This is a genomic window from Clostridium sp. CM037 (assembly GCF_055081095.1).
The window spans coordinates 132,015-148,611 of the sequence record NZ_CM143650.1 but is presented as its reverse complement, the minus strand read 5'-3'; the positions used below and the strand labels follow the sequence as shown (position 1 = coordinate 148,611).

Sequence of the window (16,597 nt, the reverse complement as noted above, 5' to 3'; positions counted from 1 at the left end):
TGGATATAAAAAATGAATGTATGGTTTAATAAAAATCATACATTCATCTATAATATTAATTTTTCCTGGTTTATATTAAATATACTTATTTTACTACTCTTTTTCCTATTATAAAATTACTTTTATAATATCCAGTTAATTCAGATATTTTTACAACATCACCAGTTTTGGGAGATTGTATAAATTTATTATTACCAATATATATTCCCCCGTGAGATGCTTGGGAAGGCGATGCTGGATTTGTCCTAAAGAATACCAAATCACCTTTTTGGAGACTATTTATATTAACTGAGGTACCTATATTTATTTGGTCCATAGTCGTTCTAGGTAAATTTATACCTATGTTTTTATAAGCATATTGTATAAGACCTGAACAATCAAAACCACCACTTACATATTTGCCATTAGAATTAAACTTCGCTGGTGTTGTACCACCCCATAAGTATGGCATTCCCAAAAACGTGTTTAATTGCGAGATTAAACTCTCTATATTTTTTGTTGCAGTACCTTGTTGTCCATTTGAATCATTTTCTATGACATCACCTCTACTTGGAGTGTCATTACCTAGGCTTACGTATGTTTTAGCTATATATCCCCATTGTCCGTTATACTTGATTTTATAGAAATCATTTTGTGTTCCATATAAATCCGTTTTTGCATTTAATTTTATTGTGCCCATGATATTGTCACCCATAGACGCCGTTTTTCTTACATTTAAACTTGATGCTGTAATATTACCTATTCCAGTAATCACACTGCTTGTACTATCTGTGTTTGTGCTTGTGTTTGTATCCTGTGCTGTTGTAGCTTTCACATATTGCTCACTTACATAACCTGTTTTGCCACCATAATTTATCTTACAAAAACCATTTGATTTTTCATACATTGTCACTTTAGTTCCGCGTGTAATAACATTAGCAACAGAATAATTTATCCCGAATCCTGTTCTTACATTTAAATAATCTGTTGTTATTGTTCCTGACGTCCCTGCTCCATTTGTTGTACTCGTAGAACCAGACGTATTTGCCGATATTTTTATATATGAGCTATGTACATATCCAGTTTGTCCTTTATAATTTATTTTATAGAATTCCCCTTCTTTACCAAGTGTCTCTACCTTCGTATTTCTCGCAAGAGAAGATATAATTGATGATGAAATTGATGATTTTTGCCTGACATATAATGAACTTGCAGTCACCGTTCCATTATCAGCGAATACAACATGTGAACCCGCCATAGTTAATAACATTGCTATAAAAGCTACTCTTTTTTTCATATGCTTACCTCCTATATTTTAAATGAATATAAATTATCGAAATATGTAAATTATTTCTAATGTAAATGTTTTATTTTTTTCTCCTAGAGTTTTACTTGCATTTTTATTCTCTGCAATATTTTCCAGGAAATATTTTGAGAATTTAGCTTATCTACTTATTATAAACTAGTACTATTCATATTTTTACATCAATCTTCCCCTTTAATTTAAGACTAATACCAATGTCACAAATTTTTCCTTTTTTTTGTACAATACCATTGTAACAGAAAGTAATAATTTTTTATATACATATAATTTATAAAAAACCACTGATTTTCATGACTTTTACCTGTATTCCACTTATTAAATCAAATAAAACGAGGATATAATTATACAAATAATCTTTATATTTCTCAATTCAATTACGTGGTAATATTTGTTAAAATGTATTATAATTATTATTGTGTCACAACATTCCATTTAGCATCTATGAGCTTATTTTATGTAACACGAATCTTGCGAGGTGATAATTATGCCCAGAGGAAGAAAGAAAATTGAAAATTCTAAAAGTGAATTGATTCATGTGAGAATAAGTGAAGAACTATCAAACGCCCTAAAAAGTTTTTGCAAGGCAAGTAATATAAATAAAAGTGAAGGAATAAGACTCCTCCTTGAAAGTATTCTGAAATAAATGCTACACTAAAAAAGTAGTTAAGATATAACTCTCAACTACTTTTTTACTATCATTTTAAATTATAATCCTCGGTGCTGAAATGTCGTTAAATCATCACCTGTGGTGCTGCAACAGCTCCGAAGGAGCTGCATTAACGACTTCAGAAGGACGTTTATACTCCCTTTGAAGTTTTCTCTTTGTTATGGTATGTAATTCCCACTTATAGAAGTGGGAGACTTTCCTTCTGGAATGTCGTTAAAAGTTCTTGCCACAAGCAACAACTCGTTTGTTACCTTTTATTAATTTGCTTTTATCTATTCCAACTTTCACTTTTATCTTTTTCATTTATATTCAACCTCACCTTATATATAATTACACTTCTAGTGCTAATAAAACACGATTGTTTCCTCTTATTTGTTCTGTCTATCAGTATTATTACCCAATATTTATAATATTAATCAATCCGTTAAATATAAAAGCCTGGAGATAGATTTCTCTACCCTCAAGCTACGTTTTACTATATTTCTATTCATTTACTATTCCACTTTATAACTCACCGTCTGTCTACTTTAGCTATGCTGAACGTACAAAAAAGCACCAGCAGTTATGCCAGTGCTAAAAAATATGTGTTTTCATATTACAAACTTGGAGCTGAAAAAGGGGATCGAACCCTCGACCTACGCGTTACGAGTGCGTTACTCTACCAACTGAGCTATTTCAGCATACACAAAACAATTTAAACTAATACCTATACATGTTTTTATTTAATTGCAACCCATTTATATCTTTAAATGAATTAGTAGCAATCAAAATAATATCAACTAATACCCATATTCCAAAACCACCAAATGTTAAAATCATTAAAATTCCCGTACCTATTTTACCTACATAAAATCTATGAATACCAAATGCCCCAAGAAAAATACACAGCAATAAAGCAACTAACCAGTTTTTTTCACTAATAATCCGTTCACCAGTCGTATTAGGTTGAATTAATAAATTAATCCCACATATTTTACAAAAATTAGAGCTATCTTCATTTTGAGATCCACAACTAGGACAGAACATTAAATCACCCTTATTAGCTTAATTTGAATGCCTTTCTTACATTTTATCATATATGGTATCATTTTACTATATGTATGAGATAAGTGTTTTTAAAATAATTATGATTTTTAAAGTAAAAAGGAGTGACGAAAACGCCACTCCAAGCTATAACGACATATCTTTCACACAATTAAGTTTTTTCATATACTCACTTTCAACAGAATCTATATCCCTCTCATTTGATTTTTTAACAATAACTGCATCGTTGATTTGTGGAATTGAATTTGGCATAGCACCTTTAAAAAGCTCTCCAACTATATTACCTATATAATTTTTAACTTCAGGGTTATCTAAAATATTTGCAATATCCACTGTATCTAGCTTCTTAACTTTATTGCCGTAGTCCCTGTAAAATCTCAGAGCCTGCTTTATAAGTTTAGAATTATTAATACCTTTCTTCTCCATATTGCTCACATAATTAATTAAGTCTTTATCTGTTTCCTCTCCTAGATTTGATGATACAGTTTTACGGAGTGCTCCCATAATTATTGACCTGCTACTGTAGTTGCAGCAACTTCTTTATTTCCATCTAAGTATTCAAGTACTAGCAATTCTTTATATCTTTCAGCGAACAGTATAGAATTTGCACATTGAGGGTTTTTATTATCTATAAGCTTTGGCTCAGTTTTTATGAACTCTGTTTGTAAATATTCTAGTAGTAACTTTGCAGGTCCACCTATTATTCTTATATCTTTACAAGTATTTGGTTTAAAAGAACTATTAATTGAACTTATTGCTTTCTCCACATATGGTCTTAACACTAAATCTTTAATGTCTTTTAATACATTTGCTTCCCCAAAAGGTAGTTCGTCATCTTCTAAATATTCGATAGCATCTGATATATCATAATTACCATCAGATCCGTCAGCAGAGTTGAACTTAGTGAGTAATGATTCTATTGTTGGCTCAAACCCATGTTGTGCAAAACTACTAGCCTTAGTCATTCCAAGCACCTTGTTACCAAATTCATCTTTCTCATATTTCCAATGAGATACATCTAAAGTACCACCACCAAAGTCAAGTAATAACATTGGATAAGTAAATGTTTCCATGGTTTCAGCACTTAATGTACCTCCTTGTTTAAATACTTGTACATCTATTATTTCTATATCATATGTTATATTATTTATTGTTATAGACTGCTTTTCCATCTTCTTTATTTCATTTTTAAGTGGAATACTATGGTCTATATAATATTCTGCGGGAAGTCCCACAGCGAGTCTTACCTTTATTTTAGTTTCCCCCTTAAAACTTAGTGCAATAGCGTTAAGCAGGTTTAACTTATAATGATCGGACATGTATTTGTTAGATTCCATGTTAAGCTTGCCTTCTTTATTACCTACGGTGTATAACTTTCCATTCCAAGTGATGTTACTTATTCCAGTAGCCCTAGAACCATGCTTGCTTACAGCAGACACTCTACTAGCAAAAGTTACATTGGTACTTGTTTTTGTAAATGTATTTCCTATGTCAACAGTTAGTACAGATTCTAACTCTTTCTTTAATATAGGATATTTTTTTGATATTTCTGTTAAGTTCATTTATTTTCCCTCCTAAATTTTTCTAATTGTTCCTTATCGGTATATATTCTATATTATGTATTAATATCCTTCTTTTGTAATGGAATATTTATAAATATATTTATAAACCTATTTATAGATGTTTATCTACATACTTGTAAATATATAGATATATATATTTATATATCTACAAATGTAAACATATATATATTTACATTAAAGAAAATATCCTTAATAGCTCACTAGTCATATCAACGTCTCCCACACTATATATAAATAAATAAAAATAGGATAACAAAATTTTATAAATTTTGTTATCCTATCATAATTTATTTAAATTAATAGATAAATCTACTTTACTGTACTCTTACTCTCTATGAATTACATCAAGTCTTGCAAATTTACTGAATTGGCCTATCCATGCAAGTTTTACTGTGCCTATAGGACCATTCCTTTGTTTTGCTATTATAAGCTCTGCTACATTTTTATCTTCCGTTTCCTCATTATAATACTCATCTCTGTATAAGAACATAACAAGGTCAGCATCCTGCTCAATAGACCCTGACTCTCTAAGGTCAGATAACATGGGCCTATGGTCAGTTCTTTGCTCTGGCGCACGTGATAGCTGTGATAATGCTATCACAGGGCACTGCATCTCCTTTGCAAGAGCTTTAATAGATCTTGATATTTCTGATACTTCTTGCTGTCTGCTTTCTGTATTGCTACCAGTCATAAGTTGAAGATAATCTATAACTATCAGATCTATGCCATGCTCCATTTTTAATTTTCTACATTTTGAACGCATATCCATAACAGAAGTTCCTGCTGTATCATCTATGTATATTTTAGCAGCAGCAAGTGGTCCGGATGCTTTCGCTATGTTTTCCCAGTCCCTATCTTCCAAATCACCATGTCTGAGCTTTGACATGTCAACATTTGCTTCTGAACAAAGCAGTTTATAAGAAAGTTGTTCCTTAGACATTTCCAGGGAGAATACAGCTACACTTTTCCCTTGCCTAAGAGCTGCATACTCTGCTAAATTTAGTGCAAATGTAGTTTTGCCCATAGACGGCCTTGCAGCGATAAGAATCATATCACCCTTTTGAAATCCAGCGGTTTTATCATCAAGTTCTGGGAACCCACTAGATATTCCTGTTGTTTCCCCTTTATTATTAAATATTCTTTCTATTTCTAAGAACCCTCGCTCTAGAACCGTGTTCATTGGTTCAAAGTCACCCGCATTTTTTTTCTGTGATATGTTAAATACTTTTTGCTCTGCAAGATCCATTACAGCTTCTACATCATCTTGCTTATTATAACAATTTTCCATAATCTCAGTAGAAGCTCTAATAAGTTTTCTTAAAGTAGATTTATCCTCTACAATTTTTATGTACGAACTTAAATTGGCTGTGGAGGGTATTGAGTTACTTATCTCTGAAATATAAGTAATTCCCCCTGATGCTTCTAACTTTTCAGAAGAACGTAAATGCTCGAGTAAAGTAATCATGTCAATAGGCGTGTCTTTTTGATATAAATCAAAAATAGCGCTAAATATAACTTTATGGGAATCTCTGTAAAAATCATCACTTTTTAAAACTTCTACTACTCGTGATATCGCGGTTTTATCTATAAGCATTGATCCAATAACTGATTGTTCTGCTTCTAAATTATAGGGTAAACTTCTAAGAGGTGTATCCATTTTTTTATCTCCCCTAAAGTAATGTTTTATGCCCTGCTAAAAATACATCACCGCAGGTGATGATTTAACAGGGCCATTAATTATAGTTAATTTATTTTATTTCAAACACTAATTTCATTAGTTCTTCAATGTTTGATGATGTTTTTATTTCAATATCTTTAAGGTCAATAGGAATTTCCTTTTCATTATCACTCGGAACTATAACTAGCTTAATTCCCTTTCTTCTTGCCCCGTAAACTTTTTCAAATATGCCACCTACTGGTTTTATAATACCCCGAAGGGATATCTCTCCAGTTACTGCAACATCCTGTCTTAAAGGTTTGTCTAAAAGAGAACTAATTATACATACAGTTATAGCGGCTCCAGCCGATGGTCCATCAATCTTACCTCCACCTACTATATTTACATGTATGTCATAGTCCTTAATATCTTTATTTGTTGTTTTTCTTATTACGGATGCAGCATTAAACACTGAGTCCTTAGCCATGCTTCCAGCAGTATCATTAAATCTTACTTGACCCTTACCTTTTTCCTTGCACTCAAATACTGATGTTTCTATTTCTATAGTTGATCCTATATATCCTGATACTCCAAGTCCATATATATGGCCAACTTCAGCTTTAACCTCTTTATCTAATTCCTCATAGGGAGATAGTCTACTTATAGATATAATATCTAACAAGTCCTTAACCTCAATTTTAACTTGAGACGCATCTACTGATTTTCTATTATGCAGTACAAATCCATAAGCATCTGCTAAAATGTTTATAGCTTTTCTTCCTTCAATAGTATATCTACCAATAGTTTGTGCAACCCCATCTCCTATTTTAACTTCTAATTTATTCGCAGCATTCACCACTATATTTTCTATGTCCTTCGCAGTTAATGGTTCAAAATAAACTTCAGTACATCTTGATCTTAATGCCGGATTTATTTCTGATGGTTCCTTGGTAGTAGCCCCTATTAAAACAAAATCTGCTGGAGCACCTTTATCAAATAAATATTTTATATATTTAGGTGTGTTTTCGTCTTCAGGATCATAATAAGATGATGAAAACTCAACTCTTTTATCTTCTAATACTTTAAGTAATTTGTTTTGAAGTATACTATCAAGTTCACCTATTTCATCAATAAATAGTACTCCTCCATGAGCCTCTGTTACAAGACCTGTTTTTGGTTCTGGGATCCCACCCTCAGCTAGTTCTCTTTTACTTCCCTGATATATCGGGTCATGTACAGATCCTAAAAGTGGATTTGTTATTTCTCTTGGATCCCACCGTAGTGTTGTACCATCCACTTCTACAAATTTAGCATCTTTATGGTAAATAGTATAACTTAGCTTTTTAGCTTCCTCAAGAGCAAGCCTAGCCGCAGTAGTCTTCCCAATTCCTGGTGGACCATAAAGAATAATGTGTTGAGGATATGGTGATGCCATTTTAGATAACAGAGATTTTATAGCTCTTTCCTGACCAACTATTTCACTAAAACTCTCTGGCCTTAACATAGCTTGTATATTTTTAGTAAGTTTTCTACTATCAAGTTCTTCTAAATCTGCATATTTTTTAAGTGTTTTAGCATTTTCAGGTCCCTTTTGTTTCTTGATTATTCCAAGTCTTACTTCATCAATATACTTATCTTGCTTTTCCATTAGATTTTTTTCTACTTCAGCTTCAATTTTATTTTGCACATATCTTTTAGCTATTTCATCAGTCAACCATTCATTAGTATTATCTAGTGCTTCTTGTATATTTTTTTCATTAGGCACTATCTCTATCCCCTTACCATTGCTGATAATTTTATTCAAAGCGAATAACCTTCTATATATGCTTTCGCTTTTAATGTGCTTCTGAAGTTTAAATTTTATAGTTTTAGACTTTATAGTGCCTTCATCTAGTACATTCCTCATTATTTCATATAAAACGTCTATTTGTGTATCCAGAGGTAATGCATCTCTTTCAACCTGTTCTCCAATTTGATTAACTAATAATGTCTTCAAACGTAATCCGCTTTAATAAATATAATTATCATTTATTTAATAAAGCGTTTCCTCCCTTCGGTTTATATGATTATTCCTCACAAACAAGAACTTTTATCTTAGTAGATATTTCTGGGTATATTTTAATTTCTACATCGTAAGTTCCTAATAATTTTATTGTATCTGTTACTATTTTCTTTTTATCAATATCTAAATTACATTGTTTATTTAACGCTATTGCTATATCTTTAGTTGTAATTGCACCAAAAAGTTTTCCGTTTTCTCCAGCTTTACCAATTATTTTTACAACTTTATCTTTAAGTTCATTAGCTGATTTTTGTGCATCTTCAATTTCAGATGTTTTCTTTTTTCTTTCAATATCATTTTTTTTATTTAATATGTGCATATTTGAGTCTGTAGCTTCTTTAGCTAATTGCCTAGGAAATAAAAAATTCCTCGCATATCCATCTGCAGCGTTTATCACGTCGCCCTTTTTACCTGTCCCTTTAATATCTTTTAATAATATAACTTTCATTATTTTTCCCCCTCCTTTAAATATTCATCTATAGCTTCATTTAATTTCACCACTACTTCTTCAAGTTTCAGTGAAGTAAATTTCGTACCAGCCATAGTCATATGTCCACCTCCACCTAATGTCTCTAGTATTAACTGTACATTTATTTTCCCAAGCGACCTTCCACTAATAAATACTTCATCTCCTGTTTTTACAATAACAAACGACGCTTCGATACCAGTAATATTTAGAAGTTCATCCGCAGCTTGGGCAGCTAATACCGTATCCTCTACTTCCTCTGGACAAACGGCTACAGCAATTTCATTTTTAACTTTCGCTGACCTTATAATATCAGCTCTTCTCAAATAAATACTCAAATCATCAGAAAACATTTTTTTAACATCCATAGTATCTGCACCATGCCGCCTTAAAAAAGCTGCTGCTTCAAATGTCCTAACTCCTGTTTTAAAAGAGAAATTTTTTGTATCCACACATATCCCCGCTAAAAGACTTACCGCTTCTATATGTTTAAGTTTTGGCTTATCAACCATATATTGAATCATCTCAGTAACTAATTCAGAAGTAGATGATGCGTAGGTTTCCATATAACTCAGTACTGCCCCTTGTATAAAATCTTGTGACTTTCTATGATGGTCAATTATAACTACTTTTTCTACCTCTTTAACTATTTCTAAATTTTGAACATGACTTTCATTGTGCACATCCACTAATATAATTAGGCTATTTGAATTTTTAACACTTTTAAATTTTTCACTTGTTATAAAAGTATTTTTGTATTCTTCATCTGCGAGTATTATATCCATCATGCTTTTTATACCACTATTTATTCCTTCGAGAATAATATAGCATTCTTTGTTTGATTTTTTAATAATACTAAATAGACCTATGGCCGAGCCTAAACAATCAGGATCAGCATTTTTGTGTCCCATAAGGAAAATTGTGTTACTCTCATTTACTAAATCCATTAATGCATGAGCTATAACCCTTGCACGAACCTTAGTTCTTTTCTCAACTTCTTTTGTTTTGCCTCCAAAGAAAGATAATTTTTCACCTTTTTTAACAACTGCTTGATCACCACCCCTACCTAAGGCAAGTTCCTTAGCTGAGGTAGCAAATTCATAGTTTTTAAGTGGTGTATCTTCTCCCCTACCAACTCCCACACTTAAAGTAACTGCGAGTTTATTACCATTACTTATTTCGCGAACACTATCTAGTATATCAAATTTCTTTTCTATTTCTTTTTCAATATACTTGTCTTGAACTATAATAACATATTTATTCGATGTATACTTTTTTACCACCGCATTTACACTCTGTCCATAGCTGTTTATTGTTCTCTCAATCTCTGCTACAAGTAAAGGCGCCTTATCTTCTTCTGTAGTTTTAACAACATCATCAAGGTTATCAACTTCCACTAGCATAACGCTTTCCCTGTTACCGTTAATGCCTTTTATTAAACTGGTTTTTTCCGTTATATCATAAAAATATAAAAGCATAATCTTATCTTTAACATTTTTATTCTCGTTTGTATCAACAATATTTGTGTAGATTTCATAGCACTTATCTTTTATTTTAATATTTGGGAATATATTCTTTTTACCCTCTAAAACTTGTTTTAGATTTAGTTCCTTAATTATATCTCTAATATTTTTATTTAAAAGATCTTCCCCTTCAAGCATTGTAGTTACACTTTGATTATACCATAATATATTTCCCATATACCCTATTATTATTAGTGGAAAAGGAAGTTTTACTAAGGTGCTTGTGGTTGCTATATCCAGTTTAGATGAAAAATTTTCAATGAATTTTTTCCACTCATTTTTTTTAACCTTAGAGTTGTAGATATTATACACTACTAGTATCGCGTATAGTCCCAGTGTTAAAATTCCCACTTCAAGGTGTCCGTAATAAAATATTATACATATGAGTAGGGCCATGGTCACCATATATATTTTATTATTAACACTAAAATAATTGTATTTATTCTCCATAATCAGCCCCCAATTATTTTCTTTTAATTCTATATGGATCGAGCTTTCTAAAATCAAAAGCCATCTCCATGAGTCCTATTGAAAAGTAAATACTACCTAGACGCGAAAATGATGTTAACACTAAAATTAGTGCTACTACTGGTTTAGATAAATTTTTTTTAACTCTTAGAAAATATGTAGCTGCCGCAAGTCCATTTATCATAAATACAAGTTGCACAAGTAATTGGGACGAATTTAGTATATAATCCCCACCTGCTATTTTTTTTGCTGAAAGTATTATGCCTATACATACTATACCTATTAATACAGCTCCTAGTATGTTAGTAACGTAAACTCTGCTGAAAGGTAATACTTTATCCATTTTGTAGTTTAGCTTCTCTAATATGGATCTAGACACTATATAATTCAAATAAGCTGATATAAATGAAATTATTAAAATACTTGCAGGTATTACTACCAAAACTATCGTAACATCCATTTTGTTTATCATTTCAAAGTTTTCATTTAAAAGTTTCAACTGTTCTGGGGTGATTCCTGCTTGCGAATAAAAGTTTTTTGCTCCATCAAAAGAAACTTTCATTGTTTGCTTAAAAAATTCTAAATTTTTGGAAATAAAATTCATAAAACTTACTTTTTCTATAAATATCATAGAAAAAGCTATTGTTAGTATATTGGATATTGCAGAGCTAATACCCAAAAATAATAAAGTTATAGATGACCTTTTATTTTCCTTAACACAATAGCCAAGCGCGATTCCAATAATACTATAAGCTATAGCTGAATATATCGCCATTATTGGATTATACACTAAGGATGTTAGAATTATACTCAAAAATATAGCAGTGATTGTTATTTTGCTGTTATGCCTTATATAGAGTATTGCAACCGGAATTGGCAATATCAATATCCCTATAAATGACATAATTGGCAAGTATCCCGTTATAATCATTATTACTGAAATTATAACAGCTATAAGCGAAGCCTCTACAATTGCCTTTGTACTATACTTTTTATTCTCCATTTTTTCCTCCATTACTTATCTTTCCTTTATATGCGAATATAGTTTACTTAGATCTTTTCCATCTTTTTCTATATTATCTCCTTCAACTATTCCCACCTTTAGTTTCTTTTTCATACTCTCATCCACGGCTACATTGGAATATCCGAGCCTTTCGCCTAATATATATAAAAGTATTATTGCCCCCGAAATGCAATCCAGTATGGCGTCTTGAGCAACATTGCTTCCTTTACTTAGCAACTTGAAGAAATCACCTATTATACATAATAGCTCAGCCTTCAAACTTTCAACTATCTTAACATTAGACATTATATTAAAATCTTGTCTCTTCATAGTATATCATCTCCCCTTGTAGGCTTATGCTTATAACTCCATTTTAGTTATTTTTCTAAATTTATGCAACTAAAGTTTATTTCTATATAGACAATTCGTAGTTTAATATCTTATATTTTCTACGTTTACATTTTATGGGTTACAACTACAAGTATACTACAAATCGTACTGCATAATATATACTTTTATATTTATATTTTGATTATTGGGTATAATATTTATTTTTATTTGTAAAAAAATAAAAGCAGCTACCTTAAGGCGCTGCTTTCAGTCATTTACTATTCAGTAGTAAATGGTAATAATGCTATGTTTCTTGCTCTTTTTATAGATACAGTAAGCATCCTTTGGTGTTTTGCACAGTTTCCAGAAATTCTTCTTGGAAGAATCTTTCCTCTTTCTGTAACATATTTTCTCAATTTATTTATATCTTTATAGTCGATTGCAGTTGCTTTATCCATACAGAAAGCACAAACTTTTCTTTTCATTCTCTTTCTGTTTCCGCCAGCACCGCCGCCGCTTCTTTTATGTTCGTTCATAGCCATTGTTGTTTTTCCTCCTTACCTAATATTAGAATGGAATATCTCCATCATCAATTGGTGTTATATCACTATCACTGCTAAAACCATGAGATCCAGCATTTGATTCGCTATTATTTCCACCTTGATTAGTATTCGTACCTGATGTTTTATTTCCTCCCCATTCAAGGAAGTCAACTTCATCAGCAATTACTTCAGTAACATATCTCCTAGTACCATCTTTAGCCTCATAATTTCTAGTTTGAATGTTTCCAGATACGCTTAATAGCTTGCCTTTACTCATGTAATTTGCAGTAGCTTCCGCTTGCTTTCCAAATACCACTACCGGTATAAAGTCTGCTTCTGGTTGACCTTCTCTTTTAAATCTTCTATTGACGGCTACAGTGAAAGTGGCTACAGCTGTTCCTGTACCTTGAGCAAACTTTAACTCAGGGTCTTTTGTTAATCTACCAACTAAAACAACTTTATTCATAAATGCACCACCTATTTTTCTGGATTTATTATGATATGTCTTATAACACTGTCAGTAATTCTGAATACTCTATCTAATTCTTTCGGTAATTCAGGTTTTGCATTGAAATTGATTAATGTATAGTGACCTTCACCAACTTTTTGTATTTCATAAGCTAGTTTTCTTTTGCCCCACGCATCAACATTTTCAATTTCTCCACCATTATTTTCTATTACACCTTTAAACTTTTCAACGTTAGCTTTAACAGCTTCTTCGTCTAATGAAGGATGTAATATGAATATAGTTTCATATTTTCTCATTAATTTCACCTCCTCCCCTCGGACTAACGGCCATGCATTGCACGGCAGGGATTACAATAATAGATTATATCATTTAATCATTCATTAATCAAGTAATTATTTTTTTATAGGTACTTTTTCTTTAGTAATCCCTTTTTCTTTATTTAGTACATTTTCTTTTATAATTTTCTTTACCCCCGAATCAAATTTTATCCTTGGAAGCATTACTATCCGAGCGCAACCTAAACATTTTATTTTTATATCCGCACCTAACCTAATGATTTCCCAATTCTTGCTGCCACAAGGGTGAGTTTTTTTCATTTCAACAATATCTCCTAAATTGAATACCTTCATTAAATATCCCACCTTTAATTTATTATTACTATATTGTCATAACTTTTACACTTTCTTTATCCCGTACAAAAATTTCTTTTACCTTTATCTTTTCTAACTTAATTAGCTCAATTATACTTCGAATATTGTCATCCTCTATTTTTAAACTAATCCCACAACTTTTAGTTATATATGTAGGCGTAGGAACAACTACTACCTTAACCTGTTGTCGCAGTGCTTCTCTTTCCGCTTTCATGGCTTCATGTGTATTTTGAAATGTTACTATATAATATTTATTCAATATTTTCCACCCTACTTCCATATCATAATATTAATCACTTCATATACATTTACATAACTTTAGATTATAATATTGTATAATATATTAATTCAAAATTATGTATTTATAATGCATAATTGTATATTATTTCATAATATTGCATTTAAAATTCTAACTTCTAATATATTCTTATAAAAAGTGTATTTTATTATTTATCTAATTCTATTATAAACTATTTATAGTCTTAATTGTATGAAAACAAAATTTAACTTGTTATACATAATATTAATAGCCTCTATATTTTTTATAGAATATACTAATAAATCATTGTGTAATATTGGAGGAAATCATGAAAATATATTTAGATAATGCAGCCACCACCTTTCCTAAACCACCCGCAGTGTATAATTCAATGATGAATTATATGATGAATATAGGTTCAAACCCAGGAAGAGGTGTATCTACAACTTCACTTGCCGGAAATAGAGTTATTTTAAATTGTAGATATGCTTTAATGGATTTTTTTCACTTTGATAAAGTTGAGAATGTAGTTTTTACACCAAATATTACCACTTCTTTAAATATACTTATAAAATCTACATGCCAAAAAGACTGGCATGTAATAACTTCTTCAATGGACCATAACGCTACTTTAAGACCATTAAACTCCCTTTGCGAAAAAGGCGTTATAGAATTAGACATTATCCCTTGCTCAAAAGAAGGCTTAATTAATGTAGACGATTTTGTAAATACACTTAAACCCAATACAAAATTGGTAGTTCTCTCACATGCTTCTAACATCATTGGAAGTATTCAGCCTTTAGAATCCATTGGTAGTATATGTAAAGAAAAGGGCATTTATTTTGTTATAGATACTGCGCCAACTGCCGGAATATTACCAATAGATTTCTATAAATTAAATTGTAATGCCCTAGCTTTTACAGGTCATAAAAGTTTACTAGGACCTCAAGGTACAGGTGGATTTTTAATTGATGATAATTTAAATGAAAGATGCACTGCATTTATAGAGGGTGGGACTGGTAGTCTTTCATCTAGTATTGTTCAACCAGATTTTTTGCCTGATAAATTTGAAAGCGGGACTCTAAATGCTCCAGGTATAGCTGGCCTTTTAGAAGGTATTAATTTTATTAATGACCAGGGTTTAGACTCTATTCGCGAAAGCGAAGAATATTTGTGCAAAAACTTTATAGAGGGTCTTCTAAATATATCCTCTGTTAATGTCTATGGTCTCACCGATAGTTCTAAAAGAACCGCTACTATCTCTGTTAATTCAACAAAAATCGACAATTCCGAGTTAGGGTTTATTCTAGATAGTGAATATGGAATTACAACAAGAACTGGCCTTCACTGTGCACCGCTTGCTCATAAAAGCATTGGAACATATCCATCTGGTACTTTAAGATTTGGCATTGGCCCTTTTAATGATATTAAAGACATCAATTATACCCTTAACGCCCTCAATACTATTATTAGAAAGGTGTGATTTTATTTACATGGAAAATATTCTAAAAAAAATTGATAAACTAGCTATATTTTTTGTTTTGTATACCTTTGTTTTTGTAATCTTTTTTGGAACTATTGGGTTCACCCTTCCTTTTGTATTTGCTTTTATTTTAGCTTCACTACTTAAGATACCAACAAAATTTTTGATGAAAAAATTCAAACTTAAAAACACTATAGCTTCATTACTTACTACCACCATATTTTTCACTGTAATTGTTGTATTATTATCTTTAATCATCACTACTTTAACTTCAGAATCGATACTACTCGGAAAAAACATCCAATCATATATAACTTTAAACAAAGACATTGTAATTAATATTTTTAGTAACTTACAAAATTATTATAAAACTTTAGATCCAAACGTGGTAAGTAATATTGAGTCAAATATTACTAATTATATAACCAAGACTATAAATATTAGCATGAATGCATCCACAAAAATTTTTTCTCAAACTCTAGATTTTGTATCTACTATACCTTATATTTTAATGGTTTTATTATTTACTTTACTTACTACTTATTTCTTCACAAAAGATTTGTCATCTTCAAGCAAAAAAAAGTTTGATTTAATTCCCCGCAAAAATGAAGATAGATTACATTCCATATTTGATGAATCAAAAAAGATGCTTAAGAATTATTTACTTTCTTACTTACTGATAATCACTATAACATTTTTAGAAACATTAATTGTTTTTTTAGTTTTCAAAGTTAAGTATGCTGTAACTCTGAGTGTATTATGTGGATTATTTGATTTACTCCCTATTTTCGGTATAGGAACTATATACCTTCCCGTAATAATAATATTTTTTATATCTAATAATTATGTAGCTGCTTTAGGCCTCTTAATATCTTATATAATTATCACTATAGTAAGACAAATTATAGAACCCAAGATTGTGTCTTCATCACTAGGCATTCACCCCGTAGCAGTTCTCGCTTCTATATTTATAGGATTAAGAGCAAATGGTATTGTTGGGATGCTATTCTGTATGTTTTTTTTAGTTTTTTATAATATATTGAAAAAAGTTGAAGTTTTATAGAATAGAAAACCTCCTAAATGGCTAA

18 protein-coding genes and 1 tRNA gene are annotated in these 16,597 nt (G+C 30.9%); 3 read left to right on the top strand and 16 right to left on the bottom strand.

The features are described from left to right. Positions 1-85: 85 nt before the first annotated feature. Complete coding sequence (locus ACWJKP_RS00775; RefSeq protein WP_165411822.1) at positions 86-1,276, bottom strand: C40 family peptidase; 1,191 nt, start codon at positions 1,274-1,276, stop codon at positions 86-88. A gap of 511 nt (positions 1,277-1,787) precedes the next feature. Between ACWJKP_RS00775 and ACWJKP_RS00770 the strand changes: the two genes are divergently transcribed. Continuing rightward, positions 1,788-1,946, top strand: coding sequence for a CopG family transcriptional regulator (locus tag ACWJKP_RS00770; RefSeq protein ID WP_165411823.1), 159 nt, complete (start codon positions 1,788-1,790; stop codon positions 1,944-1,946). A gap of 628 nt (positions 1,947-2,574) precedes the next feature. Here the strand turns inward: ACWJKP_RS00770 and ACWJKP_RS00765 are convergent. The 15 genes from ACWJKP_RS00765 to ACWJKP_RS00695 form a co-directional block, all read right to left on the bottom strand. After that, positions 2,575-2,650: transfer RNA gene (locus tag ACWJKP_RS00765), tRNA-Thr, on the bottom strand. Positions 2,651-2,669: 19 nt separating this feature from the next. After that, positions 2,670-2,996 (bottom strand): TM2 domain-containing protein, encoded by a 327-nt coding sequence (locus ACWJKP_RS00760; RefSeq protein ID WP_165411824.1) that lies wholly within the window; start codon positions 2,994-2,996, stop codon positions 2,670-2,672. 144 nt (positions 2,997-3,140) lie between these two features. Continuing rightward, positions 3,141-3,518 (bottom strand): hypothetical protein, encoded by a 378-nt coding sequence (locus ACWJKP_RS00755; RefSeq protein ID WP_165411825.1) that lies wholly within the window; start codon positions 3,516-3,518, stop codon positions 3,141-3,143. A 2-nt stretch (positions 3,519-3,520) separates the two neighbouring features. Further along, the gene (locus ACWJKP_RS00750) at positions 3,521-4,576 is read right to left on the bottom strand and encodes a ParM/StbA family protein (protein WP_165411826.1); all 1,056 of its coding nucleotides are present in this window, start codon (positions 4,574-4,576) and stop codon (positions 3,521-3,523) included. Positions 4,577-4,922: 346 nt separating this feature from the next. Continuing rightward, the gene (locus ACWJKP_RS00745) at positions 4,923-6,254 is read right to left on the bottom strand and encodes a replicative DNA helicase (RefSeq protein WP_165411827.1); all 1,332 of its coding nucleotides are present in this window, start codon (positions 6,252-6,254) and stop codon (positions 4,923-4,925) included. A 91-nt stretch (positions 6,255-6,345) separates the two neighbouring features. Then, the gene (lonC, locus tag ACWJKP_RS00740; protein WP_165411828.1) at positions 6,346-8,250 is read right to left on the bottom strand and encodes a Lon family ATP-dependent protease; all 1,905 of its coding nucleotides are present in this window, start codon (positions 8,248-8,250) and stop codon (positions 6,346-6,348) included. 70 nt (positions 8,251-8,320) lie between these two features. After that, on the bottom strand, positions 8,321-8,764 hold the full coding sequence (gene rplI, locus ACWJKP_RS00735) for a 50S ribosomal protein L9 (RefSeq protein WP_165411829.1): 444 nt from the start codon (positions 8,762-8,764) through the stop codon (positions 8,321-8,323). Next, positions 8,764-10,755, bottom strand: a complete 1,992-nt coding sequence (locus tag ACWJKP_RS00730) for a DHH family phosphoesterase (protein WP_165411830.1) — start codon at positions 10,753-10,755, stop codon at positions 8,764-8,766. Before ACWJKP_RS00730 ends, rplI begins: the two co-directional genes overlap by 1 nt. A 13-nt stretch (positions 10,756-10,768) precedes the next feature. Further along, complete coding sequence (locus ACWJKP_RS00725; RefSeq protein WP_165411831.1) at positions 10,769-11,776, bottom strand: YybS family protein; 1,008 nt, start codon at positions 11,774-11,776, stop codon at positions 10,769-10,771. Between the two features lie 15 nt (positions 11,777-11,791). Continuing rightward, positions 11,792-12,106 (bottom strand): MazG-like family protein, encoded by a 315-nt coding sequence (locus ACWJKP_RS00720; RefSeq protein ID WP_165411832.1) that lies wholly within the window; start codon positions 12,104-12,106, stop codon positions 11,792-11,794. Positions 12,107-12,384: 278 nt separating this feature from the next. Beyond that, entirely contained in the window at positions 12,385-12,648 is a 264-nt protein-coding gene (rpsR, locus tag ACWJKP_RS00715; protein ID WP_165411833.1) for a 30S ribosomal protein S18, read from the bottom strand. 25 nt (positions 12,649-12,673) lie between these two features. Beyond that, on the bottom strand, positions 12,674-13,114 hold the full coding sequence (locus ACWJKP_RS00710; protein ID WP_165411834.1) for a single-stranded DNA-binding protein: 441 nt from the start codon (positions 13,112-13,114) through the stop codon (positions 12,674-12,676). Positions 13,115-13,125: 11 nt separating this feature from the next. Beyond that, positions 13,126-13,413, bottom strand: coding sequence for a 30S ribosomal protein S6 (gene rpsF / locus ACWJKP_RS00705; protein WP_165411835.1), 288 nt, complete (start codon positions 13,411-13,413; stop codon positions 13,126-13,128). 96 nt (positions 13,414-13,509) lie between these two features. Beyond that, entirely contained in the window at positions 13,510-13,746 is a 237-nt protein-coding gene (locus ACWJKP_RS00700; protein WP_165411836.1) for a DUF951 domain-containing protein, read from the bottom strand. A gap of 28 nt (positions 13,747-13,774) precedes the next feature. Then, positions 13,775-14,026, bottom strand: a complete 252-nt coding sequence (locus ACWJKP_RS00695; RefSeq protein ID WP_165411837.1) for a DUF3343 domain-containing protein — start codon at positions 14,024-14,026, stop codon at positions 13,775-13,777. 328 nt (positions 14,027-14,354) lie between these two features. Between ACWJKP_RS00695 and ACWJKP_RS00690 the strand changes: the two genes are divergently transcribed. Further along, positions 14,355-15,509: an aminotransferase class V-fold PLP-dependent enzyme gene (locus ACWJKP_RS00690; protein WP_462961372.1), complete on the top strand. Its 1,155-nt coding sequence runs from the start codon at positions 14,355-14,357 to the stop codon at positions 15,507-15,509. A 10-nt stretch (positions 15,510-15,519) separates the two neighbouring features. Continuing rightward, positions 15,520-16,572, top strand: a complete 1,053-nt coding sequence (gene ytvI / locus ACWJKP_RS00685) for a sporulation integral membrane protein YtvI (protein ID WP_165411839.1) — start codon at positions 15,520-15,522, stop codon at positions 16,570-16,572. Positions 16,573-16,597: the final 25 nt, after the last annotated feature.

What these genes read in the sequence shown, in the direction of transcription:
- ACWJKP_RS00775 (WP_165411822.1), bottom strand. Translation starts at nt 1,276, where the DNA reads ATGAAAAAAAGAGTAGCTTTTATAGCAATGTTATTAACTATGGCGGGT.
- ACWJKP_RS00770 (WP_165411823.1), top strand. Translation starts at nt 1,788, where the DNA reads ATGCCCAGAGGAAGAAAGAAAATTGAAAATTCTAAAAGTGAATTGATT.
- ACWJKP_RS00760 (WP_165411824.1), bottom strand. Translation starts at nt 2,996, where the DNA reads ATGTTCTGTCCTAGTTGTGGATCTCAAAATGAAGATAGCTCTAATTTT.
- ACWJKP_RS00755 (WP_165411825.1), bottom strand. Translation starts at nt 3,518, where the DNA reads ATGGGAGCACTCCGTAAAACTGTATCATCAAATCTAGGAGAGGAAACA.
- ACWJKP_RS00750 (WP_165411826.1), bottom strand. Translation starts at nt 4,576, where the DNA reads ATGAACTTAACAGAAATATCAAAAAAATATCCTATATTAAAGAAAGAG.
- ACWJKP_RS00745 (WP_165411827.1), bottom strand. Translation starts at nt 6,254, where the DNA reads ATGGATACACCTCTTAGAAGTTTACCCTATAATTTAGAAGCAGAACAA.
- rplI (WP_165411829.1), bottom strand. Translation starts at nt 8,764, where the DNA reads ATGAAAGTTATATTATTAAAAGATATTAAAGGGACAGGTAAAAAGGGC.
- ACWJKP_RS00730 (WP_165411830.1), bottom strand. Translation starts at nt 10,755, where the DNA reads ATGGAGAATAAATACAATTATTTTAGTGTTAATAATAAAATATATATG.
- ACWJKP_RS00725 (WP_165411831.1), bottom strand. Translation starts at nt 11,776, where the DNA reads ATGGAGAATAAAAAGTATAGTACAAAGGCAATTGTAGAGGCTTCGCTT.
- ACWJKP_RS00720 (WP_165411832.1), bottom strand. Translation starts at nt 12,106, where the DNA reads ATGAAGAGACAAGATTTTAATATAATGTCTAATGTTAAGATAGTTGAA.
- rpsR (WP_165411833.1), bottom strand. Translation starts at nt 12,648, where the DNA reads ATGGCTATGAACGAACATAAAAGAAGCGGCGGCGGTGCTGGCGGAAAC.
- ACWJKP_RS00710 (WP_165411834.1), bottom strand. Translation starts at nt 13,114, where the DNA reads ATGAATAAAGTTGTTTTAGTTGGTAGATTAACAAAAGACCCTGAGTTA.
- rpsF (WP_165411835.1), bottom strand. Translation starts at nt 13,413, where the DNA reads ATGAGAAAATATGAAACTATATTCATATTACATCCTTCATTAGACGAA.
- ACWJKP_RS00700 (WP_165411836.1), bottom strand. Translation starts at nt 13,746, where the DNA reads ATGAAGGTATTCAATTTAGGAGATATTGTTGAAATGAAAAAAACTCAC.
- ACWJKP_RS00690 (WP_462961372.1), top strand. Translation starts at nt 14,355, where the DNA reads ATGAAAATATATTTAGATAATGCAGCCACCACCTTTCCTAAACCACCC.
- ytvI (WP_165411839.1), top strand. Translation starts at nt 15,520, where the DNA reads ATGGAAAATATTCTAAAAAAAATTGATAAACTAGCTATATTTTTTGTT.